The 21,109-nt window shown below is 69.7% G+C and carries 24 protein-coding genes and 1 tRNA gene; 9 read left to right on the top strand and 16 right to left on the bottom strand.

The features are described 5' to 3' along the window. Positions 1–136: 136 nt before the first annotated feature. The 4 genes from KBY90_RS13965 to gpmI all read right to left on the bottom strand — a co-directional run bounded on the left by KBY90_RS13965 (position 137) and on the right by gpmI (position 3,736). A complete protein-coding gene (locus tag KBY90_RS13965; RefSeq protein WP_254969263.1) occupies positions 137–1,222 on the bottom strand; it encodes a M12 family metallopeptidase in 1,086 nt (361 codons plus the stop codon). 164 nt (positions 1,223–1,386) lie between these two features. Continuing rightward, the gene (gene msrB / locus KBY90_RS13960) at positions 1,387–1,890 is read right to left on the bottom strand and encodes a peptide-methionine (R)-S-oxide reductase MsrB (RefSeq protein WP_396122602.1); all 504 of its coding nucleotides are present in this window, start codon (positions 1,888–1,890) and stop codon (positions 1,387–1,389) included. Between the two features lie 13 nt (positions 1,891–1,903). Continuing rightward, positions 1,904–2,134, bottom strand: coding sequence for a preprotein translocase subunit SecG (gene secG / locus KBY90_RS13955; protein ID WP_254969262.1), 231 nt, complete (start codon positions 2,132–2,134; stop codon positions 1,904–1,906). A gap of 27 nt (positions 2,135–2,161) precedes the next feature. Then, positions 2,162–3,736 carry a 2,3-bisphosphoglycerate-independent phosphoglycerate mutase gene (gene gpmI, locus KBY90_RS13950; protein WP_254969261.1) on the bottom strand — a complete coding sequence of 525 codons (1,575 nt, stop codon included), beginning with the start codon at positions 3,734–3,736 and terminating at the stop codon, positions 2,162–2,164. 328 nt (positions 3,737–4,064) lie between these two features. Between gpmI and pyrR the strand changes: the two genes are divergently transcribed. Beyond that, on the top strand, positions 4,065–4,595 hold the full coding sequence (pyrR, locus tag KBY90_RS13945; protein ID WP_254969260.1) for a bifunctional pyr operon transcriptional regulator/uracil phosphoribosyltransferase PyrR: 531 nt from the start codon (positions 4,065–4,067) through the stop codon (positions 4,593–4,595). Positions 4,596–4,638: 43 nt separating this feature from the next. Here the strand turns inward: pyrR and KBY90_RS13940 are convergent, their stop codons facing one another. The 3 genes from KBY90_RS13940 to KBY90_RS13930 all read right to left on the bottom strand — a co-directional run bounded on the left by KBY90_RS13940 (position 4,639) and on the right by KBY90_RS13930 (position 7,452). Next, entirely contained in the window at positions 4,639–4,857 is a 219-nt protein-coding gene (locus KBY90_RS13940; RefSeq protein WP_254969259.1) for a ferredoxin-thioredoxin reductase variable chain, read from the bottom strand. A 44-nt stretch (positions 4,858–4,901) separates the two neighbouring features. Next, a complete protein-coding gene (locus KBY90_RS13935; protein ID WP_254969258.1) occupies positions 4,902–5,729 on the bottom strand; it encodes a hypothetical protein in 828 nt (275 codons plus the stop codon). Between the two features lie 172 nt (positions 5,730–5,901). Next, positions 5,902–7,452: an Hsp70 family protein gene (locus tag KBY90_RS13930; RefSeq protein WP_254969257.1), complete on the bottom strand. Its 1,551-nt coding sequence runs from the start codon at positions 7,450–7,452 to the stop codon at positions 5,902–5,904. A gap of 92 nt (positions 7,453–7,544) precedes the next feature. Between KBY90_RS13930 and KBY90_RS13925 the strand changes: the two genes are divergently transcribed. Next, positions 7,545–7,775, top strand: coding sequence for a DNA-directed RNA polymerase subunit omega (locus tag KBY90_RS13925; protein ID WP_254969256.1), 231 nt, complete (start codon positions 7,545–7,547; stop codon positions 7,773–7,775). 2 nt (positions 7,776–7,777) lie between these two features. After that, a complete protein-coding gene (locus KBY90_RS13920) occupies positions 7,778–8,164 on the top strand; it encodes a DUF1818 family protein (RefSeq protein WP_254969255.1) in 387 nt (128 codons plus the stop codon). A 2-nt stretch (positions 8,165–8,166) separates the two neighbouring features. Here KBY90_RS13920 and KBY90_RS13915 read toward each other — a convergent pair whose 3' ends face one another. Then, positions 8,167–9,081 carry an NAD(P)-dependent oxidoreductase gene (locus tag KBY90_RS13915; RefSeq protein WP_254969254.1) on the bottom strand — a complete coding sequence of 305 codons (915 nt, stop codon included), beginning with the start codon at positions 9,079–9,081 and terminating at the stop codon, positions 8,167–8,169. Between the two features lie 397 nt (positions 9,082–9,478). On the opposite strand from KBY90_RS13915, the gene KBY90_RS13910 reads away from it, so the two are divergent. Then, positions 9,479–9,769: a DUF2811 domain-containing protein gene (locus tag KBY90_RS13910; RefSeq protein WP_396122600.1), complete on the top strand. Its 291-nt coding sequence runs from the start codon at positions 9,479–9,481 to the stop codon at positions 9,767–9,769. Here the strand turns inward: KBY90_RS13910 and KBY90_RS13905 are convergent. The 6 genes from KBY90_RS13905 to KBY90_RS13880 form a co-directional block, all read right to left on the bottom strand. Next, positions 9,745–10,554, bottom strand: a complete 810-nt coding sequence (locus KBY90_RS13905; protein WP_254969253.1) for a hypothetical protein — start codon at positions 10,552–10,554, stop codon at positions 9,745–9,747. The genes KBY90_RS13910 and KBY90_RS13905 overlap by 25 nt on opposite strands. Then, the gene (locus KBY90_RS13900) at positions 10,554–11,009 is read right to left on the bottom strand and encodes an EVE domain-containing protein (RefSeq protein WP_254969251.1); all 456 of its coding nucleotides are present in this window, start codon (positions 11,007–11,009) and stop codon (positions 10,554–10,556) included. The genes KBY90_RS13905 and KBY90_RS13900 overlap by 1 nt, the downstream gene beginning before the upstream one ends. A gap of 110 nt (positions 11,010–11,119) precedes the next feature. Beyond that, positions 11,120–12,520: a UDP-N-acetylmuramoyl-L-alanine--D-glutamate ligase gene (gene murD / locus KBY90_RS13895; protein WP_254969250.1), complete on the bottom strand. Its 1,401-nt coding sequence runs from the start codon at positions 12,518–12,520 to the stop codon at positions 11,120–11,122. A 28-nt stretch (positions 12,521–12,548) separates the two neighbouring features. Then, positions 12,549–12,620 (bottom strand) — tRNA-Val (locus KBY90_RS13890). Positions 12,621–13,024: 404 nt separating this feature from the next. Then, positions 13,025–13,810 carry a photosystem II S4 domain protein gene (locus KBY90_RS13885; protein WP_254969249.1) on the bottom strand — a complete coding sequence of 262 codons (786 nt, stop codon included), beginning with the start codon at positions 13,808–13,810 and terminating at the stop codon, positions 13,025–13,027. Beyond that, positions 13,810–14,310: a hypothetical protein gene (locus tag KBY90_RS13880; RefSeq protein ID WP_396122601.1), complete on the bottom strand. Its 501-nt coding sequence runs from the start codon at positions 14,308–14,310 to the stop codon at positions 13,810–13,812. The genes KBY90_RS13885 and KBY90_RS13880 overlap by 1 nt, the downstream gene beginning before the upstream one ends. A gap of 110 nt (positions 14,311–14,420) precedes the next feature. Between KBY90_RS13880 and serA the strand changes: the two genes are divergently transcribed. The 4 genes from serA to KBY90_RS13860 all read left to right on the top strand — a co-directional run bounded on the left by serA (position 14,421) and on the right by KBY90_RS13860 (position 18,042). After that, positions 14,421–16,007, top strand: coding sequence for a phosphoglycerate dehydrogenase (gene serA, locus KBY90_RS13875; protein ID WP_254969248.1), 1,587 nt, complete (start codon positions 14,421–14,423; stop codon positions 16,005–16,007). A 40-nt stretch (positions 16,008–16,047) separates the two neighbouring features. Continuing rightward, on the top strand, positions 16,048–16,977 hold the full coding sequence (gene prmA / locus KBY90_RS13870; RefSeq protein WP_254969247.1) for a 50S ribosomal protein L11 methyltransferase: 930 nt from the start codon (positions 16,048–16,050) through the stop codon (positions 16,975–16,977). Positions 16,978–17,155: 178 nt separating this feature from the next. After that, the gene (locus KBY90_RS13865; protein ID WP_254969246.1) at positions 17,156–17,455 is read left to right on the top strand and encodes a ferredoxin; all 300 of its coding nucleotides are present in this window, start codon (positions 17,156–17,158) and stop codon (positions 17,453–17,455) included. A gap of 185 nt (positions 17,456–17,640) precedes the next feature. Further along, the gene (locus KBY90_RS13860; protein WP_254969269.1) at positions 17,641–18,042 is read left to right on the top strand and encodes a hypothetical protein; all 402 of its coding nucleotides are present in this window, start codon (positions 17,641–17,643) and stop codon (positions 18,040–18,042) included. Between the two features lie 35 nt (positions 18,043–18,077). Here the strand turns inward: KBY90_RS13860 and psbV are convergent, their stop codons facing one another. Next, the gene (psbV, locus tag KBY90_RS13855) at positions 18,078–18,620 is read right to left on the bottom strand and encodes a photosystem II cytochrome c-550 (RefSeq protein ID WP_254969245.1); all 543 of its coding nucleotides are present in this window, start codon (positions 18,618–18,620) and stop codon (positions 18,078–18,080) included. A gap of 98 nt (positions 18,621–18,718) precedes the next feature. Further along, positions 18,719–19,711 carry a ribonuclease Z gene (gene rnz / locus KBY90_RS13850; RefSeq protein WP_254969244.1) on the bottom strand — a complete coding sequence of 331 codons (993 nt, stop codon included), beginning with the start codon at positions 19,709–19,711 and terminating at the stop codon, positions 18,719–18,721. 68 nt (positions 19,712–19,779) lie between these two features. Between rnz and KBY90_RS13845 the strand changes: the two genes are divergently transcribed. Beyond that, positions 19,780–21,108: a SpoIID/LytB domain-containing protein gene (locus KBY90_RS13845; RefSeq protein WP_254969243.1), complete on the top strand. Its 1,329-nt coding sequence runs from the start codon at positions 19,780–19,782 to the stop codon at positions 21,106–21,108. The last annotated feature ends 1 nt before the right edge of the window (position 21,109 follow it).

Raw genomic sequence — 21,109 nt, 5'->3', positions numbered from 1 at the left:
CCGCCGGCGGCGGCGGCATGGGCGGCGACTTCGACTACTGATCGTTGCCGAGGCTCATCGGGGTGGCTTGTCCACCCCTTTCATCACTACGATCAGGCGTCCCCGCGGGGACGCTTTTCATTTGCCGGCGAGGCAATTACCAAAGCATCAGGGCCCCTTCCCCGGCCCGCTGGGCGAAATAGAGGCGCACACGCAGCACGTAGGTCCGGTCCCGTACAAGACGTGCGGTGATCCGTGCATTGTAGGAAGTGCCACTGTCATCATCGCCGGCGTAGAAAATATTTTCGCCGTTCATCTCTTCGAACAGGACCATCACTGTGTCCATGTTGCCGAAGGTCTGCATGGTGTATTCGCGGCTGAACTTTGGCCGGATGACAAAGTCAAGTTGCTGGCCGGCGGCGATCCGGATTCGATGCGACTCCCATGGCCGCAGTTCCGGCAGAACCTGGGTAAGGCTGGGATAGAAGCGCAGCGCCTCGGTGATATCTGCTGCTGAGAGGCCTGGATCGGGGATGAGGGGATTTTCCTGGTATTCCTCTGGCTTCGTGATCAGGCCACTCGGAAACTGATAATGCATGATCGAATTCTTGTCCCAGTCACTTCCATCGGATTCGCTGGCCTGAATCTTGCGCAGAATGTTATGCCGGATCTGCTCCTCTGGCCAACTGTTCGGTGGCCCTGAAAAGTATGCAAGAACAGCCTGCTCGTTCCATTGGATACCGGCCTTCGGATTCTGGTGTTCATGGGAGAATCCAATGGCGTGACCGATTTCATGCAGGGCGGTGTCGTGTCCATAGTTCGTGGTGAGATCCCACCCAAAGTTCATCGTGCGCTCACGTGGATCGGTCGCATAGTCGATGTTGTCTCTCCCCACATAGGACCAGGATCCATCATTCCAATCAAAGCCGATCCTGATCTCCGCCTCACGTGGATCCGCCACTTCGGTGAAGACCAGGCCGATGCCTAGCTGCTTCCATTCCGAGAAGGCGTTGCGGACTGCATCCTTCTGGTCGTCGGCGCCACGGATGGTGGCGGGCTCATCGAGAAAGCAGAAATGAAGTACGGTGCTGTTCACCCATTTCTTCTCGGTGACCCGGATCAGCGAAGCGCGGTGTTCGCTGACGTCCGAAGCGAGAGCCCTGGCAGGGACCTCTGGTACCCGGCAGAGAGGCTGTCGGCCATCCTCCTGGGCTGAGGGGTGGTTCTGCATCGATGGTGACATCGGCTACCGCCTTCGGGATGGAAGGGAATGGTGTTGATGACCCCTTGGTAGCGTCAGGCCGGTGTTGCCACAGAGCTCCCTGCCGCCTGGTTCATCGCTCTTCACAACCCCGTCTAGGTGTGGTTTCCCACCAGGTCATTCAGCGATCGCCGGGACTGTCAGTGTCAGCTGTCGCTGGGAATGAAGGTGAGCGCCACGCCGTTGTTGCAGTAGCGCTTGCCGGTGGGCCGGGGACCGTCGTTGAACACGTGGCCCTGATGGCCGCCGCAGCGGCGGCAGTGATACTCCGTGCGCGGCACGATCAGCTTGAAATCGCGTTTGCTGCCGATGGACTCCGGCAGCGCCGCGAAGAAGCTCGGCCAGCCGGTGCCGCTGTCGTATTTCGCCTGAGAACTGAACAGCGGCAGTCCGCAGCCGGCGCAGAGATAGGTGCCCGGCCGTTTCTCCTGGTTGAGGGCACTGGAGAAGGGCGCTTCGGTAGCTTCGCGCCGCAGCACGGCATAGCTCTCGGGGCTGAGACGCTCCCGCCAGGCGCTGTCGCTGAGACGCCAGGCCGGATCGCTGGCCGGGCTGGCGGCGTCAGCCGGCCTGGCGCGACCCAGCAGGGCGGCCAGTGCGGGAGGCACGGCGCCGATGCCGAGTGTGGTCAGCAGGATCCGGCGGCTGATCGGCACAGTGACCTCAGCCCAGCCAGCCGGCGCTGAGCACCACCGCCAGGCCCAGGAACACCAGCAGCAGCGTCCAGGTGATGCGGTTGAGGGTCTGCTCGGCGCTGCGGGCGCTGGTGAACATCGAGCCGCCGCTGGCGGCCAGCCCGCCCATGCCGTCGCCCTTGGGGCTGTGCAGCAGCACCGTGATGATCAGCAGCAGCGCCGAGGTGAACCACACCCAGGTGAGCACGGTGGTGAGCATCGGCGGCGCTGAGGGTCTGGGGGAAGGCTAGACGCCCAGGGTCTGCGGCACGCGCGTGGGCGCCGATCCCACGGCCGCCGGCACCACCAGCGAGCGACCGGTCATGGTGTCGGGCTGGGGCAGGCCGAGCAGTTCCAGGAGCGTGGGGGCGATGTCGGCCAGACCCCCTTCGTCGCGGAGGCGGATGTCATTGCCGTGACCCACCAGCTTGCGCCGCTCACCTTCCACCAGGATCACCGGCACCGGATTGGTGGTGTGCGCCGTCCAGGGGCGGCCATCGGGCCCTTGCATCACCTCGGCGTTGCCGTGATCGGCGGTGATCAGCATGCTGCCGCCCATGCGGCTGGTGGCCTCCAGCAGCCGCCCCACGCAGCGGTCGACGGTGCTGATGGCTTCCGTGGTGGCCTCCATGCGGCCGGTGTGGCCCACCATGTCGGGATTGGCGTAGTTGATCACCACCAGTGCATAGATCCCCTTGCCGATGGCGGCGATGCAGCTGTCGGTGAGCTGATCGGCCGACATTGCCGGCGCCTGGTCATAGGTGGCCACCCGGGGTGAAGGCACCAGATGGCGGTCCTCGCCGGGAAACGCCTGCTCGATGCCCCCGTTCATGAAATAGGTGACATGGGGGTATTTCTCGGTTTCCGCAGTGCGGAACTGGCGCAGCCCCGCTTCCGACACCACCTGTCCGAGCAGCCCGTCCAGGGACTCGGGTGGGAAGGCCACGGCCACCGGAAGTCCCTTCTCGTACTGGGTGAAGGTGACGACATCGAGGTCGGGGATCGGGGTTCGCGGAAAGCCTGCGAAGTCCGGCAGCACCAGGGCGCGCATGAGCTGCCGGACGCGATCCGGGCGGAAGTTGAAGCACACCAGGCCGTCGCCGGCCTTCACCACGCCGTCGCCCAGACGCAGCGGTTCGAGGAACTCATCGCCGATGTCCTCCCGGTAGGAAGCCTCGATGGCCTCAGTTGCGCTGAGGGAGGAAACCGGGCCGGCCTCGGTGAGCAGCCGGTAGGCCTTTTCCGTGCGCTCCCAGCGGCTGTCGCGGTCCATGGCCCAGTAGCGGCCACAGAGGGTGGCGATGCGGCCCACGCCGGCCTCGGCGATCTGCTGCTCCACCTGAGCGATGAAGCAGGGTGCGCTGCTGGGGGCGGTGTCGCGACCGTCGGTGATGGCGTGTACACAGACGTCGCTGAGACCGCGGCCGGCGGCCCAGCGCAGCAGTCCGCCCAGGTGGTCGATGTGGCTGTGGACCCCGCCGTCGGAGCTGAGGCCGATCAGGTGCAGGGTGCCGCCCCGGGCGATCAGGCGATCGGCGAGGCCATTGAGGGCGGGATTGGCTGCCAGGGAGCCATCACGCACCGCCTGGCTGATGCGCACCAGTTCCTGGCGGATGATGCGGCCGCTGCCGATCGTCAGATGCCCGACTTCCGAGTTGCCCATCTGGTCGTCGGGGAGGCCGACGGCGGCGCCGCTTGCCTCGATCAACGTGTGGGGATAGGCGTGCCAGAGGGCATCCATCACCGGGGTGTCGGCGGCCTGGATCGCGTTGTGATCGTCTCCGGGGCGGAAGCCCCAGCCATCCAGGATTGTGAGCACCACGGGTGCCACGGGCGTGGATCCGGATGGGGAGAGGGGAGTCGGCGAATCGGCTGGCCCAGGAGTGCCATCACCGCTGCTGGACCGGCCGGAGGTGGCGCTGTCGGCCTGAGGCTGGTGGATGGGGGTGCCTGGCATCTGGAACGGACTCGATTTCACCGGACTGCGTCCACCCGATTCACCTTTCGACGCAAGCTCTCGACGCAAGGCAACGGCCTTCAGTAACCAAACTTACAGCCCGCCTCTGGCTGCTCCCCGGCGGGGTCTCGTCCAGGTCAGGCTTTGGTCACATGCTGGCGGTTTCTAGGATGCTGCCAACCGCGGCGGCCCGATGGAGCGCCTCGAGCTTCTCTCCGGCGCCGAGCTGGCACGCACGCTCGACCGGCTCGCCACCCAGGTGCTGGAGGAGGTGGGTGACAGCCGCAGCCTGGTGCTGCTCGGCATCCCCACCCGCGGCGTGGCCCTGGCGGAGGTCCTGGGGGCGCGTCTCGCCCAGCGCTGCGGCCACACCGTGGCGAAGGGCAGTCTCGATCCCACGTTTCACCGGGACGATCTCGAACGCATCGGCACACGGCTCGTGCAGGCCACCGATCTGCCTTCAGACCTTGACGGCCGCCACGTGGTTCTCGTGGATGACGTGATCTTCACCGGCCGCACGGTGAGGGCCGCGCTGGATGCGCTGCAGGGCTGGGGCCGTCCCCGTCGCGTCAGCCTGCTGGTGATGGTGGACCGTGGACACAGGGAGCTGCCGATCCAGCCCGACTTCTGTGGCCGCATCGTTCCGACGCGGCGGCAGGAGAGCATTCAGCTGTGTCTGATGGGCGTCGACGGGGAGGAAGGGGTCTACCTGCTGCGCCCCTGAGCTGTGCCCTGGCCCCTGAACGGCGTGCCTGATCGCCGGACCCTCAAGCCGGCTCGAGTTCGTCAGGCCGGAAGTGGGCCCGGAACTTGCCGAAGGCCACGATCACCGGAAGCGTGGGGCTGATCACCCGGCCTTTCCAGTCGTTGAGGACGGAGACCACCTCACCCTGCTCACCCTGCAGGTCGAACGCCTCGCCCCGGTGCTTGGGATGGTGGTAGACCACAACGCTCTGGCAGACCTTCACCTGATCCCCTGGCTGCATGGCACCGCTCGGTTTCCCGCGGCCAATCCTGTCACGCGATGGGGTCAGCGCTGGCAGGCCGATTCCGGCCCCATCTGCACCACCCGGCCCCCCAGGCTCTGACAGGCTTTGTTGAAGGCCTCCCAGTCGTCCATCCCCTGGGCGATGAGCCTGCTCACCTCGGCGTCGAGACGCTCGATGGGAACTCCATGGGGCAGTTCCCCGTGGCCGTCACGCTGCCTCTCCTCTGCGCTCAGGCGGCTGATGCCGCGCTGCACCTGGGCGCGCACCGTCTTGCCCTGCTCCTGCCACCAGGGATGGTCCAGCCGGTTGACGGCGTCGAGGGCTTCCCACCAGCGCTGCTCATTGGCCAGGCGGCTGGCACGCTCCAGTCCCTGGCGGTTGCGCTCCCAGATCTGGCGCAGCTGGTCGCCCAGGGCGGAGCGGTCGGCGCGGCGGTGCTCGCCCATCGGCTCCAGCCTGGCCAGGCTGCCCTCCAGATCGCCGGCCTGGAAGAGCTCCAGCGCCTGCTGCTTGAGGTCGTTCTGCCAGCTGTCGAGCTGGCGGCGGTCATCGGTCTGGCCGGCCTCCGAATTCACCACCTGCAGCTGCAGCTGCAGAGCTGCGGCCCACTGCCGCTGCTCCCAGAGCTGGGCAGCCTTGCGGCGCCGGCATTCACCCTGGGCTCCAGGGGCCCCGTCTCCCAGCCAGCGCAGGGCCTGCAGCTGCTCGCCATAGCGCAGACAGGCATCCAGATCGCCGCGGGCCGCAGCGGCGTCCAGCCGGGCGGGCAGTTGCCGGTCCCACCAGTAGGCCGCCCCCAGGGCGGCGGCCACAAGCCCGAGGGTGAGACCCAGCCAGAGTCGGGGCAGCCTGTGCTGGCGCAGGGCCAAGGGAAAAGCGCGATCGCTCCTGATCCCATCATTATGGGCAGCGCCCGGATCAGTGCAGACCCACGGGTGCGGCAGCCTCGTTGTCCACTGGCCCTGGTCTCATTCTCCGCTGGTGTCGTGATCCACCGCCTGGGCAATTCACCGCCTGCGCACAGGTCTCAGCGCACAGCTCTCACCGAACCGTTCCCAGCCGCAGCGGCCCGCGGTGCTCGCCGCTGCTGAGATCGGTGGATTCCACCAGCAGCTGACTGTCGGCGTCGATCGTGAAGGCCAGCCGCAGCCGGTCCTCACCCTGCCGCCCGGCTGGGTTGAGAGGCAGGGCGATGGGGGCTTGCGCCCATGGCTGGACCCGGCCCGCCCCGGCCTGCCGGCGGCGCAGCACCGGCAGGCCGGCTTCGAAGATCACCTCGCTGCGGTTCTCCATGTCCGGCTCCCCCAGCACCAGCTCGATCGCCTCCTGGCCGTCGCGGTTGCAGGCCAGCACCAGCTCCAGGGGCCTGTCGATGGGCCAGCTCTGACCGGCCGCGAACAGCGGGTGCCAGAGATGCCGGCCGCTGCGCCGCTCCCAGCAGCGCAGGGAGACTCCCCGGGAGAGAACGTCCTTCACCTGCACCCCGGGGGTGAGGGCCAGGGCCCCGAGCGCCACCGCCTCCACCGGCCGCTGATCCCGGATCGGCACCCCAGCGCAGCGCTGGCGCAGCCAGTCGCGGATCGCCGGCAGTTTGCTGCTGCCGCCCACCGGCAGCACGGCGTTGATCCGCTCCAGGGGCAGCCCGGCGCCGCGGCCTGCAGCCAGCACCTCCTCCAGCAGGGCATCGAGCTGCCCCAGCAGTCCCCGATCGCGCAGCAACTGCTCCAGGCCCGGGCGGTTGAGACGCAGCTCCCGGGTGGAGCCCTGCGGCGGGCTCCACAGCGCCAGGGCCTCGCCCTGCTCGCTGAGCTGGCACTTGAGCCGTTCACAGGCCTCCAGCAGGGCGCCGCTGGGGGGGTGGTCCGGGCAGAGCTGATCGGCGATCCAGCGGTCGATGTCCCGTCCTCCCAGCCTTACCCCGGCCTTGCCGATCACACGGGCGCAGCGCAGCTGCTGGCGGCTGTCCTCCAGGTCGCGACCGGCGAAGCGCAGCAGCTGGGCGATCGGTGCCGCCCGGCCTTCCCCTCCCTGCAGCTGCACCAGCGACAGATCGATCGTGCCGCCACCCAGATCCACCACCAGCACGGTGCTGCCGGGGGGGAGGCCCGCACCGATGGCGGCCGCGGTGGGCTCGTCCACCAGGGCCAGCTCCGGCACCTCCAGGCCGCGGCACACCGTCAGGAGCCATTGCCGGTAGCCGCGATAGGCCTCGATCGGAGCGGTGAGCACCAGCCGGCGGGGTTCCAGGCTGGCCGGCAGGGCCTGCCAGAGGTGATGCAGGAGCAGGCGGCCGGCCCTCTCGGCGCAGCGGCTGGTGGCCTCTGCCGACGCGCCGGCATCGGCACCGATGTGCCGCTTGAAGTCGCGCTGCAGAGCCGCGTCGTCGTGGTGGGTCAGCCCGGCTTCCAGCACCTGCCGGCCGATCAGGGGACGGGCCTGGTCTGGGCCGCTCAGCCACAGGAGCGAGGGCACCACCACCGGTTCGCTCAGGCTGTAGGGCGGCAGCGCCAGCAGCTCGGCGGCGGCACCGGGGGCCTGGTAGGCCACCACGGTGGTGCTGCTGCCCAGGTCGATCGCCACGGTGCCCTGCATCAGGGTCTTCTAGCCGCTCTCCCGGCGGGTGCGGAGGGCGAGGCACCGGCCCGATCGCCGTCCTTTAGCCTGGAGGCTGTGGCTGCCGATGGATGCAAACCGGAATCGAGGTGAATTCCAAGGATCTGGCCCAGCGGGCCGAAAGCCTGATCCGGCATTCCAGCAACCGCTACCTCACCACCGTGCGCATCGCCTTCCGGGCCAAGCAGCGCCGCTTCGACGATTTCGACGGCCTCCTGGACGACTCGATGATCAAACCCGTTCAGCGGGCGATCATCGAGCTCAGCGATGAGCAGGACCAGCCCGCCCTGTTGCCGGGCTGAGCTTGCAGGTTCAGGAGGGGCCGGGCTGGCGTTTCTGCGTCGATCCCAGCCGCGATCCCTACCCGGTGCTGATCGGCGGTGACGGCTGGGCCGTCGAGCTCCACGCCGCCGAGGCCCGGGCCCTGCTCGAGGGGTGCTGTCGGCTGGCCGACGAGCTGGCGGCCATGGCCGACCGGCTGATGCCCGAGGAGCGCGTCACCCTGGAGCTGGAACGGGGGCCCCTCTGGCTGGAGCTGGACGGCCAGCCTTCGTCCTGGCGGCTGCGCTTCGTGCTCACGTCCGGCCCCATGGACAGGGGGGTGGAGGCGGGCTGGAGTGACACCGCCACCATGGCGCTGCTGGCGGCCCTGCGGCAGGCGCGGGAAGCCGGTCCCCTGGCGCTGCCCTGAGCTCAGCCGTCCCCCGCTTCGCCCGGCGCCGTGAGCCGGTGCAGGGCGCTGTAGTCGAGATCGTCCAGTTCGCCGCCGGCGGCCGCCGCCAGCAGCCGGGCCAGTCCCTCCAATCCGCCGGTGTCCAGGCCCCGGGCCCGCGCCGCCGCCAGGAACAGCTCCAGGTCCTTGCGCAGATGGGCCGTGGGGAAGTTCGGCTGGCTGTAGTCGTTCTCCAGCATCCGCTGGAGTTTCTTGTCGAAGGTGGGGGCATAGAGGGCGCTGGCTCGCAGCAGGCCCATGAACCGCTCCACCTCCACGCCGCTGCCGCGCACCAGATGCAGGGAGAGGCTGAAGGCGTGGGTGAGGCTGGCGATCAGCTGGTTGAGCGCCAGCTTGGTCTCCAGAGCCGCCCCCACCGGCCCCAGCAGCTGCGGCTCGGTGCCCAGCAGGCGCAGCAGTGGCAGGGCTTCCTGGAACAGCGGCTCGGGTCCGGCGGCCATCACCTGCAGGGTGCCGGTCAGGGCCTCGGGCCGGCTGCCCAGCACCGGCAGCTCCAGGTAGGCGTTGCCCGTGCCGGTGACCGCCCTGGCCAGTTCACGGCTTTCGCCGGGCGCGATGGTGCCCATCTGCAGCACCACCCGGCGGCGGCCGTTGCCTGTGTCCGTTCCGCCCGCCGCGTCGGCGGCGTCCGCCGCGATCAGCCCGCTGCGCTCCAGCACCGACCGTGTCGCCGGTCCATCGCTCAGCACCGTGATCACCCAGTCGCTGGCCCGCACCGCCGTGGCGGGATCGGCGCAGGCGCTGGCCCCCAGCGCGGTCAGCGCCTGCAGGCGGTCGGCGTGCCGGTTCCAGGCGTGCAGGGACTGGCCCTGCTCCAGCAGCCGCTGGCCGATGGCGGTCCCGAGCAGGCCGGTTCCCAGCAGGGCGACGGACATGACGGCGGCGCAGAGAGGTCTGGATCGAGGGACCAGCATGCAGGAGCCGGGGTGGTGAGATCGGCTCTCATCCAGGGCGCTGATCAGCACTGCTGATCAGTTCCGGCACGGCCCCGATCCCCCAGCCGGGGCCTGTGCTTTCCCCAGGTTCTCCCCAGGGGAGGGCCCCACCACCCCTGCCCCCGCCCCTGTGCTGGGGAATACGCCTGAACAGGGACCCTGCCCCTTGACAGCCGTCCGAGGCCGGGCCGGTCCGGCGCCCTGTCGCCCGACCATGCCTGAGAACCCAGCTCAGACCCGGATTCTCAGGCTGGGAGCCGCTGCAGCGGCCCGGCCGGAGGCCATTTGACGCCCCCTCCCCCGTCCGGGAATCTTGGGCCCACTCCGGGGATGTCCCATGACCGCCAACGCCACCGCCCACAGCCCTGCCAGCGCCGAAGCACCGGCGGCCGAGCCGGCTGCGCAGGCGCTGAGCGAGCTGATGGTGAGCCTCCGGGCGGAGGTGCCCGAGGCCCTGCTGGTGTGCATGCGTCAGTTCATCGAACGCCATCCCAACTGGGACCAGTACCGGCTGTTCCAGGCCGCACTGGCCGGGTTCCTGGTGCAGAACGGTGTGCAGACCCGGGAGATCACCCGCTGCTACCTGGCCAACCTGTTCCCCGCTCAGGGCCGGTTCCGCTGTGGCTGAACCGGCTGCGGCTGGCGCCGCCGCAGCTGCTGCTGCCGGCCGGAGACGAAGAGCTGCCGGTAGGCGGCCACCTGGATGCAGGCGGCCAGGGGCAGGCTGGCTGCCAGGCCCACCAGCGGCAGAAGGAATCCCGACAGCACCACCAGCCCGAGCAGCAGCGTCAGCCCGAGGGCCTGCAACCAGTGGGGATCGATGGCGGTCCGGCCGCGGCGGAAGGCCTCCAGGGGGCCCCGGCCGCCCAGCACGCACAGCGGCAGGCTGAGGATCTGATCGGTGAGCACGTACACCACCGCGGCGATCCCCGCCAGCAGCGGCAGCGCCATCAGCGGCGGTTCCAGCAGGGCCAGAAGCCAGGCACTGGCCTGGGCCAGCCGCACGATCACGCCCAGCACCAGCAGCTCCAGAGCCAGGGTGCCGCCGGTGCGCAGCAGGGCCCGGCCCTCGAGCCGCAGCAGATCCCGCAGCCGGGGCCGGGTGTTCTGCAGCACGGCGTCGGCGCCCCGCAGCAGACCCACCACCAGCCAGAGAAAACCCAGGATCCAGGCGACCACGGCGAGACGGGAGACCGCCCACGCCAGCGGGTCGGTCTGGCCGTAGTCATTGACGATGTTGGCGGTGCTGAACCGGATCGTCAGCTGGAAGACGATGATCAGGCCGCCCATCAGCAGCGTGAACAGGATCAGGGTCCCCGGCGCCTGCCGGAAAGCCTGCCAGCCCTGCTCGAGGGCCCGGCGGATGGCGATCGGGGGTGGCTGCGCCGGATCAGGCCCGCTCCGACCGCCCATCAGGCTTCCAGCAGCGTCAGCAGCCGCTGGGCGGTGGTGTCCGGTACCGGCAGGATCGACAGACGGTTGCCGCGCCGCACCACCCCCAGTTCCTCAGCGGTGAAGCTGTCGCGGAGGGTCTCGAGGGGCAGCAGGCGTGGAAACTGCCGCAGGAATTTCAGCCGGGCGCAGTCCCAGCGCGGCCTGTCCCGGCTGGAGGCGGGGTCGTGGTACTTGGAGGCCGGGTCGAACTGGGTGGGATCGACGAGTCCGGTCTCCACCACCTCCATCAGCCCGACGATGCCCGGTGGCTTGGCGTTGGAGTGATAGAAGAAGGCCTGGTCGCCGATGGCCATGGCGCGCATGAAGTTGCGGGCCTGGTAGTTGCGGATGCCGTCCCAGAGGGTGGTGCCTTCCCGGCGCAGATGCTCGATGCCGTAGACATCCGGCTCGCTCTTCATCAGCCAGTAGGCCATGGCCGGCGCCCGTCCAGTATTCGGCTGATGCTAGGGATTGACTGTTCTGCACCAGGCGAGCGGCCTGAGCACGACCGCCCTCAGCACGACCGATCTCGGTGCCATCGGTTTCAGAGCTCGGCGACCAGACGCCGGAAATGCTCACCGCGGGCCTCGAAGTCGGTGTATTGATCGAAGCTGGCGCAGGCCGGCGACAGCAACACCCCCGTGCAGCCCAGATCCCGGGCCAGGGCGGCGGCCAGGGGCACGGCCTCGTCCAGGCCGGCACAGGATTCACTGCGACCTGGGTAGCCGCCCTCCTGCAGGCGTTGCCAGAAGAGTTCCCGCGCCTGGCCATAGAGCACCACCGCCCGGGCCGAGCGGCTCAGGGCCTGGACCCAGGGGCCGGCCTCGCCGATCTTGGCCTGTCCGCCGGCGAGCACCACCAGCGGGCCCTCCAGGGCCCGCAGCGCCACTTCGGCGGCGTCGTAGTTGGTGGCCTTGCTGTCGTTGTAGAAGCGCACCTGCTGCCAGGTGCGAATCAGCTCCAGCCGGTGGGGCACGCCGGGGAAGTGGCGCAGGGCCCGTTCCATGGCGGGGCCATCCAGGCCCGCTTCCAGCCCCGCCGCCACCGCCAGCAGCATGTTCTGGAGGTTGTGGGATCCCGGCATCGCCAGGGCATCGGCGGCCATCAGATCGCACTGCTGCCCGTCCCGGTCGCACCAGACCCGTCCCGCCTCGATCCAGAGGTCCGGCTCGATTCCGGGCGCCACCTCGCGGCGTGCGCCGGCCGTCACCCAGGTGGCCGCATCCCAGCTGGCGGCGTGGGCCCTCAGGTCAGGATCATCGGCGTTGAGCACCCGCACGGCGCTGCGCTCCAGCAGGCGGCGCTTGATGCTGCGGTAGTTGTCCAGGGTGCCGTGCCGCTCCAGGTGGTCGGGGGTGAGGGTGGTCCAGATCCCCACCCGGGGAGCCACGGCCGCGGAGGACTCGATCTGATAGCTGCTGAGCTCCACCACCATCCACTGCGGCAGTCCCTCGCCGGAGGCGCGCCGCCGGAGCACGGTTTCAGCTGCGGACTGGCCCACGTTGCCGGCCATCTCCACATCCATCCCGGCACTGGAGAGCAGGTGCTGAACCAGGTGGGTGACCGTGGTCTTGCCGTTGGTGCCGGTGATGCCGATCCAGGGCACGGGCCGGCTGGCCTGCCAGGCCGGCTCCACCTCACCCTGCACCGTCACCCCCCGGGCGCGCAGGGCCTCGAAGACCGGGTGATCCCAGCGGATGCCGGGGCTCACGACCAGCCGCCGCAGCTGTGGCCCTAGGCCGAGGATGTCGCTGGTGTCCAGGCCGTGGTTCAGGTGCACCTCGATCCCCTGTCGGCCCAGCTCGTCGGCCTGGCGTTCCAGTTCGGCGTCGCTGCGGCTTTCCAGCACCACCACCCGGTCCCCGAGCGACTGCAGCAGGCGGGCGGCTCCAGCGCCGGAGCGCCCCAGGCCGATCACCACCGACAGATCCCTGGTGCCGGTCATGGTTAGCGGAACGGTCTGCTGATTGGCATGGGCGATACTGGAATCGAACCAGTGACTCCTACCGTGTCAAGGTAGTGCTCTACCTCTGAGCTAATCGCCCTTGAGATCACGTCTGTGATCAGGGTCTGCGATCGAGATCTGTGATCGCGGTTGTCTGACGAGTTTAATCAGACTCTGTTTGTGACTCTCTCAAGCGAGAGTGCCTGTGTTCGATGGCCATTGATCATCAAGTGAACAGTGGCCTGTCCTGCCTTCCCCGGTGGGGTGACAGGACCTGACGACGACCGGGAGCTGCAGCTTGCAGGTGGGCTGGTGGAAACCGCGCACCTGCTGGCATGGCCGGCGGGACGTTCCGCTGATCAGGCCCCGATGCGGTGGTGATGCAGGCGGTGGTGATGCAGCGCCTGCGGTGATGCTCCGGTTGATCTTCAGGAGTCGAAAACCTAGCAGCCCGCCTTTCCGTCCACCCTGCCTGGCCCAGTCAGCCCCGGGCCCGGTGAGCGCTCAGCGGCGCTCCAGGTCGATGCGCCAGCGCTCGCGCTTGGTGGGGTTGACGGCGATCAGCGCCAGTTCACCACGACCGCCGATCTGCACCCGGTCGCCCGCCGCCAGTTCCCGGGAGGGGCTGTCGATCACGGTCCAGTTCACCCGCACCTGCCCGCCGCGGATCAGCTCGGCCATGCGTGCGCGGGACAGCCCGAAGCCGGCCGAGGCGACGGCATCGAGCCGGCACGAGGCCTCCACGGTGTGCCAGCGGCGCGGGCGGCGCTGCACCGGCGGCTGCAGGTCTGCCAGAGGCCGGGCGCCGAGCTGCACTTCCACCGTGCGCACCCGCGCCTGCCGACCGTCGAGGGCCCGGGCCGCCGGGCCGGTGAGCACTCCCTGGCCGCCGCGGTCACCGCGCATCCAGAGGTCACCGATCGAGGCGGGCTCGGTGCCCAGATCCAGCAGGGCCTGGCGCAGGTCGGCAGGCTCGGCCGGATCGAACAGGAAGTTGCCGCTGATCTCCAGCCCGCCCAGATCCGCCGGCAGCACCTGCGGGTCCAGGCCGGTCTCGCGGCGCAGCAGCAGCAGGCGCTGGCGTTCGGCGCCCGCAAAGCCGCCCTCGGCATGCAGTTGCAGTTCCGCCAGGGGTGCCAGCCGTTCCGTCGCTTCCTCGCGCACCGCACCGTCGAGGAAACCGGTCCAGGTCGGCTCCCAGGTGCGCAGGGCCGTCTCGGCCGCATCCAGCACGGCCTCCAGGGCCGCCGGGTGGCGGCTGCCTTCCAGCAGCTGCCGGCGCGGCAGCATCAGGAGTCAGCCAGCCGCACCACCGACTGGGGGCGGGCCTGCTGCAGCAGCGACCAGGGCATCTCCGCCCCCGCCGCGGTCTCCACCAGCAGCAGCCAGTTGCCTTCCTCGAGCCGGTTGCGCAGGCTGCGCACGCGGTCGTCCTGTTCGGAGCGCACGCTCGCCGCCGCCGCATAGCTGCCCATCCAGCCCGATCCCAGACCCAGCAGGCCGCCGATCAGGTGCTGGCTCCAGGCGCCGGCGAAGGCGAAGGTGTCGAGATCGGTGATGTAGGTGAACGTGAGGCCGGCGAAGAAGCCGAAGGGAATCAGCCAGCGGGCCATGGAGCGCTGGCGCCGCCGCCGGGCCGCGGCCGGATTGAGCGGTTCCACCTCCTCCAGCGGGGTCTCACCCTCGCCCACCGTCAGCACCCGCGCCGGCGGCGGCTTCAGCTCAGCCAGCCGGTCCCGCAGCTGATGCAGCCGCCTGCGGTCGCTGATCACCACCACCACGCTCGTCACACCGCGCTCTCCGTTGCGGCCGTTGCCGACCGATTCTCGCTGCAGCCCCGGCGGGCCGGCGCGCTGCAGCTCACTACACTGCACCCCCGGCCGACCTTCACCCGCCGGGCATGACCAAGGTTCTCGTTTCGGATCCCATCGACCAGGCGGGGATCGACATCCTCTCCCAGGTGGCGTCGGTGGATGTGCGCACCGGCCTCGCTGCCGATGAGCTGCGCGCCATCATCGGCGACTACGAAGCTCTGATGATCCGCTCCGGCACCACGGTGACCGGCGAGATCATCGAGGCGGCCACCAGGCTGCGCATCATCGGCCGTGCCGGTGTGGGCGTCGACAACGTCGATGTGCCCGCCGCCACGCGCCGGGGTGTGCTGGTGGTGAACTCCCCTGAGGGCAACACCATCGCCGCGGCCGAGCACGCCCTGGCGCTGATGCTCTCCCTCTCGCGCCACGTGCCCCATGCCCACGCCAGCACCATGGCCGGTGGCTGGGACCGCAAGACCTACGTGGGCAACGAGCTCTACAAGAAGAAGCTCGGCGTGGTTGGACTGGGCAAGATCGGCTCCCACGTGGCCCGGGTGGCCAAGGCCATGGGCATGGAGCTGCTCGCCTACGACCCCTTCGTCTCCGACGAACGGGCCCAGAGCATGCAGGTGCAGTTGCTGCCCCTGGCCGATCTGTTCGCCCAGGCCGACTACATCACCCTGCACCTGCCGCGCACACCCGACACCGAGAACCTGGTGAACGCGGAGCTGCTGCGCACCATGAAGCCCACGGCGCGGCTCGTGAACTGCGCCCGCGGCGGCATCGTCGATGAGGCGGCCCTGGCCGAGGCGGTGGAGGCCGGCGTGATCGCCGGCGCCGCCCTCGACGTGTACGCCAAGGAGCCGCTGGCGGCCGAGTCACCCCTGCGCACGGTCAAGGAGCGGCTGGTGCTCACCCCCCACCTGGGGGCCAGCACCGAGGAGGCCCAGGAGAACGTGGCCATCGACGTGGCCGAGCAGATCCGGGACGTGCTGCTGGGGCTGCCGGCCCGCAGCGCCGTCAACATCCCCGGCCTCAATGCCGAGGTGATGGAGCAGCTCAAGCCCCATCTGCAGCTGGCCGAGACCCTGGGCCAGCTGCTCAGCCAGCTGGCCGGTGGCCAGATCAGCGAGCTGGAGGTGCGCCTGCAGGGTGAATTCGCCGCCCATCCGGCCCAGCCCCTTGTGGTGGCGGTGCTCAAGGGGGTGCTCTCCACCGCCCTCGGCGATTCGATCAACTACGTCAATGCCGCCCTGGAGGCCAGGGACCGGGGCATTCACGTGCTGGAGGTGAAGGACGAAGCCGTGCGTGACTTCGCCGGCGGCTCGCTGCAGCTGCGCTCCAGCAGCAGCAAGGGCAACCACAGCGTCAGCGGCACGGTGTTCGCCGACGGGGAGCTGCGGGTCACCTCCATTGACGAGTTCCCTGTGAACGTGAGCCCCAGTCGCCACATGCTGTTCACCCGGCACCGCGACATGCCCGGGATCATCGGCCACATCGGTTCGGTGCTCGGGGAGCACAACGTGAACATCGCCTCGATGCAGGTGGGCCGCAGGATCGTGCGCGGCGACGCTGTGATGGTGCTGAGCCTCGACGATCCCATTCCCGCCAGCCTGCTGGACACCATCCACGGCATCGAGGGCATCCAGCAGGCCCACCCGGTGACCCTCTGACCGGCCTTCCCGACCCGCCGCCGCAACCCTCTCCGTGTCCATGACCCTCGCCTGGTGGCGGATGGAGCTCGCCTGTCCGCCGGAGCTGGAGGAATCGCTGGTCTGGAAGCTGGAGACCCTGGGCATTCCACGGGTGGCCGTGCGTCATCGCCCCCAGGAGCCCGAGCGACGCCAGCTGCTGGCCTGGCTGCCCGAGACCGACTGGCCTGACGCCGAGCGGGACCAGCTGGAGCTGGCCCTGGCCCCCCTGGCCGCCACCTTCGGCCTGGAGCTGCCCCCGATCCGCTGGCAACGCCAGGCCGACGAGGACTGGAGCCTGAGCTGGAAGCAGCACTGGCAGCCCGATCCTGTGGGGGAGCGGCTGCTGATCCTGCCGGCCTGGCTGGAGGTGCCCCCCGGCCATGCGGATCGGCTGGTCATCCGCATGGATCCCGGCAGTGCCTTCGGCACCGGCAGCCATCCCACCACCCGCCTCTGTCTGGAGGGTCTCGAACAGCTGGCCGCCGTACACCTGGCTGCCGATGGTCGCTGGATCGGTCTGGAGGGGGTACGCGTGGCCGACCTGGGCTGCGGCAGCGGCATCCTCGCCATCGCCGCCCTGCTCCTGGGGGCGGGCACCGCGGCGGCGGTGGACACCGACTCGCTGGCGGTGCGGGCCACGGCGGAGAACGCCGCCGCCTCCGGGCTGCAGCACCGCCTGGACGTGCGCCAGGGCTCGGTGGAGGCGCTGGCAGAGCTGCTGGGGGGGCGGCCTGCGGACCTGCTGCTGTGCAACATCCTGGCGCCGGTGATCGAGGCCCTCTGCCCCGCCTTCCACACCGTGCTGGCCCCCGGGGGCGTGGCGCTGCTGAGCGGCCTGCTGGTCAGCCAGGCCCCGCGCCTGCGCACGGTGCTGGCGGCCCAGGGGTGGGCCGCGGAGCTGACCGCCAGCAGCAGCGACTGGGGGTTGATGACCATGCGGCGGGCCTGATCCCTCGCCATGCCAATGGGCAGGGTTGTTACATAAGGCACGCTGATAGGTGATCTGGCTTTGATTGGGCTTCTCCCGTCCGGTCCTGGAAATCGACAGGAACGGCTGCTGCCCGATGTATGAAGGGCTAGTCCTGCAGGCCCGGATTTCCGGGTGCCTGTGAGCCCCAATCCCTTCCATGGCTTCCTACAAGGTCACCCTCATCAACGAGAGCGAGGGCCTCAACAAGACCATCGAGGTTCCTGACGACCAGTACATCCTCGACGCCGCTGAAGAGCAGGGCATCGACCTCCCCTACTCCTGCCGTGCCGGTGCCTGCAGCACCTGCGCCGGCAAGCTCACCGCCGGCACCGTCGACCAGTCCGACCAGAGCTTCCTCGACGACGACCAGATCGAAGCCGGCTTCGTGCTCACCTGCGTGGCCTATCCCACCAGCGACTGCACCATCACCACCCACGCCGAGGAAGAGCTCTACTGAGCCCTTCGCCCAGCTTTCATCCCTCTGTCTGCTGCCTTGGGCTTGATCCCAGCCACAGTCTCGGCCACCCTTCGGGGTGGCTTTTTCATGCCCGGATCCCGCTGAATCCGCTTCCTCGTCTGTCCCTGCCCTCACCCCTCACCAACGGCTCCCCGCCGGCCCTCTCCGCCGCCCATGCGGGCGAGCTGCTGCTGCCTCCCGGTTCGGAGCACACCAGCGCCGGGGGCCAGCACAGCTACCGCATCCTCGGTCCCTGCTGCCGACTGTTCGATCGGGAGGAGCTGCCCTGGCCCTGCTGCCGCCTGGCCTGGCGCAGCAAGGAGCCCAGCTGGCGGCGCATCGGCCGCCGCTTCGTGCCCGATCTGGCCGCCCGGCGCTGCCCCTCCTATGCGGTGGAACTGCTCCTGCCCGGTGCCCGCCCCACCCGCACGGTGATCACCCTGTTCCCGGTGCGCCTGCAGCCGGGGCTGCAGGAATGGTGGTACAGCAAGCTGCCCGCTTCCCTCGACCCGGCCAATGTCTCACCTCCGCTGGCCGCCGTCCCGAACCCCGCCGGGTCGCAGAGCCACAAAAAAACCGGTGCCTGAGGCACCGGTGATGGCAGCCGGGTAGGGGCACGGGCTCAGAAATAGATCTTGCCGCCGCCCCACTGCACGCCCTGCACCTTGGGAGCGGTGAGGATGAAGCCGGCCATCAGACGCAGATCCTCGTCATCGAGGTCGCGCATCTTCACGAAGATGTCGCTGCTGCGGATGCTGGGGTGCACGTCGGCAATCGAGTACTCGCCGTCGTAGCTGGTGGGATCCTTCAGATAGTCGACCAGGGCCTCGACGTTGTCCCGCGCGGGTGTGGCCAGAGCCAGCGTCTCCAGATCGAGCCCAACGTTCTGGTTGGTCTTGGTGATGCCGCCGGCGTGGCACTCGCCGCAGCTGCTGTTGAAGAGCTTGCGCCCCGCCTTGACTTCCTGTTCGGTGAAGGTCACCGTGCTGCCGTCGGGGCCGGCGGGCACGGTGAGCTGATCGGTGGTCCACCGGGCAGCCAGGGCCTGCCCGCTGAATCCGACACAGATCAGCAGCACCAGGGGCAGAGCCACGAGCGTACGGACCGCAGCGCGCAGGGCGCTGCGCAGGGAGGGGACGGCGAAGGCCGGAGGGGTCAAGGCCATGGGGAGAAGCCGGAGGTGTGGCGGGAGCAACCGCGTCGCAGACCTTGTATCACGGGGGCCGGGGGCTCCGGTCCGGATTCGGGAGAACTGTTGCAGGCTCAGGCGGGAGCGGCGACTGCGGCATCCACTCCCGGCGCCTCGTCCGGCTCCTCCGGCAGCACGTCGATGGTCAGGAAATCGCGGGCCAGAACGGTGTTGGGGAAGATCGCCCGGGCCTCCGCGAGCAGGTCGTCGGGGGTGACGGGGTTGCCGGGCACGTAGCGGGGACTGAGGTGGGTGAGGGCCAGCTGCTTCACGCCCGCGGCCAGGGCGGTCTGGGCGGCCATGGTGCTGGTGGAGTGCTGGCGGGCGAAGGCCAGCTCGGCCTCGGCGTGGGCGAAGGTGCTCTCGTGGATCAGCAGATCGGCGCCTGCGGCCAGGTCCACCGCCGCCTCGCAGAACACCGTGTCGGTGCAGTACACGATGCTGGCGCCGGGCCGCTCCGGCCCGCACAGGCTGGCCCCGTTGATGATCCGCCCGTCCTCGAGGGTGACGCTCGCTCCCTGCTTCAGCCGGGCATAGATCGGTCCGGGGGGGATGCCGAGCTGCCGGGCCCTGGCGACATCGAAGCGGCCAGGCCGGGCCTTCTGATCCACCCGGTAGGCGAAAGCGGGCACCCGGTGGGTCAGCGGAGCGCAGCGCACGCGGATGTCCTCCTGTTCGAGCAACGGCTCGCCGCTGGCTGCTGCCTGCCGCACCCGGTGGTGCCGCAGGGGGTAGGTGATGCGGGTGGAGCTCGTGTGCAGAACCCCCTCCAGATACTCCCGCAGCCGGTCCGGGCCGTAGAGGTCGATTCCTGGGCAGCTGCCGGCCAGCCCCAGGCTGGCCAGCAGTCCGGGCAGGCCGAACACGTGGTCCCCGTGCATGTGGGTCACGAACACCCGGCGCAGCTGGCTCACCCGCAGCTCGCTGCGCAGGAACTGGTGCTGCGTGCCCTCGCCGCAGTCGAACAGCCAGAGCTCGGCCCGCTGGGGCAGGCGCAGGGCCACGGCGGAGACGTTGCGGCCCCTGGTGGGCACCCCGGAACTCGTGCCGAGAAAGGTGACCTGCACGGGTTGACGGCCTCTGGCGCATGCTGCCACGCCGGCCACAATGGGCGCCCGTCATTCCGCCGTCCGCCGTGGCCCTGTCCCTGCGTTCCTGGACACCGCTGCTGTCCCTGGTGGCCGTTACCGTGCCGGCCGTGGTAGTGGCCGGAGATCCGGCGCTGCAGGCCCGCCAGGCGGACCAGACCGTGCGCGTGCTGCTGGCCGAGGGCACCAGCCTGCCGCTGGCCTCCCTGGGCCAGCCCCTTCAGCTCCAGCCGGGCGGAGTGCAGCTGCCCCCCGGCACCTCGGCAACCCTGTCCCTGCAGGGCGGACGGGTGAGGCTTGCCTTCCAGCGGGCTTCAGGGCCGGACCCCATCCTGTTGCCTCCCGCCGCGGCCTACTGGCTGGAGCCCGTTCCGGGCAGCCGCGCCGACGATGCCGGTGTCTTCCAGCTGCAGCAGCGCCGCTACCGGGGGCGGCTGCGCGTGCTGGCCAGCGGCGGCAGGCTTCAGGCCATCAACCACGTCCCGCTGGAGTCCTATCTGCCCAGCGTCGTGGGCAGCGAGATGCCCGCCAGCTGGCCCCAGGCCGCGCTGAGGGCCCAGGCCGTCGCCGCCCGCACCTACGCCCTGCGCCAGCTCCGGCCCGCCGCCGATTACGACCTCAAGGCCACGGTGAGCAGCCAGGTGTACAAGGGCCTGGAGGCGGAGACCGCCTCCACCCGTGAGGCAGTCGCCAGCACCAGCGGCCAGGTGCTGATGTTCGGATCGAACCTCGCCAACGCGGTGTTCCACAGCAGCAGCGGCGGGCTCACCGAGAACAGCGGCGACATCTGGCAGCAGCAGCTGCCCTATCTGGTCAGCGTCCCCGATTTCGATCACGACAGTCCGGTGCACCAGTGGCAGGAGCTGCTGCCGGCCGACCGGCTGCGCCAGGCCTTCACCGAGACCGGTGGGGTGTATCGCATCGATGTGCTGGCCACCACGGCCACGGGCCGTGTCCGGCAGGCCCGGGTGGTCGGTCCGAGCGGCACCCTGGTGGTCACCGGCCCGCAGCTGCGCTCGCGTCTCGGCCTGCGCAGCACCCAGGTGCGCTTCGAGCTCCTGTCTCCGGAGCTGGCCGCCGCTCCCGGGCTCCGGTTGCCGCCGCCTCCGGTGCCCACGGCACGCCCCGCCAGCGCCCTCTCCGGCCCGGCGGCGGCATTCGCTGGCGAAGCCGCCGCCGGAGGCGCCTCAACGGACTCGCCCGGTCCTGTGCAGGTGCCCCAGCCCGTTCTGCTGGCGGTGGGCCGCGGTTTCGGCCATGGGGTGGGCATGAGCCAGTGGGGCGCCTACGCCATGGCCCGCCAGGGCCAGAGTCATGAGCGGATCCTCAGCCACTACTACCGAGGTACGGTGCTGCGGCCCTTTGGCCAGCGCTGAG

Origin of the sequence: Cyanobium sp. CH-040 (assembly GCF_024346135.1) — a bacterium.
In the GTDB taxonomy this organism is placed as follows: domain Bacteria; phylum Cyanobacteriota; class Cyanobacteriia; order PCC-6307; family Cyanobiaceae; genus NIES-981.
This window is presented reverse-complemented; position numbering and strand designations above follow the sequence as displayed.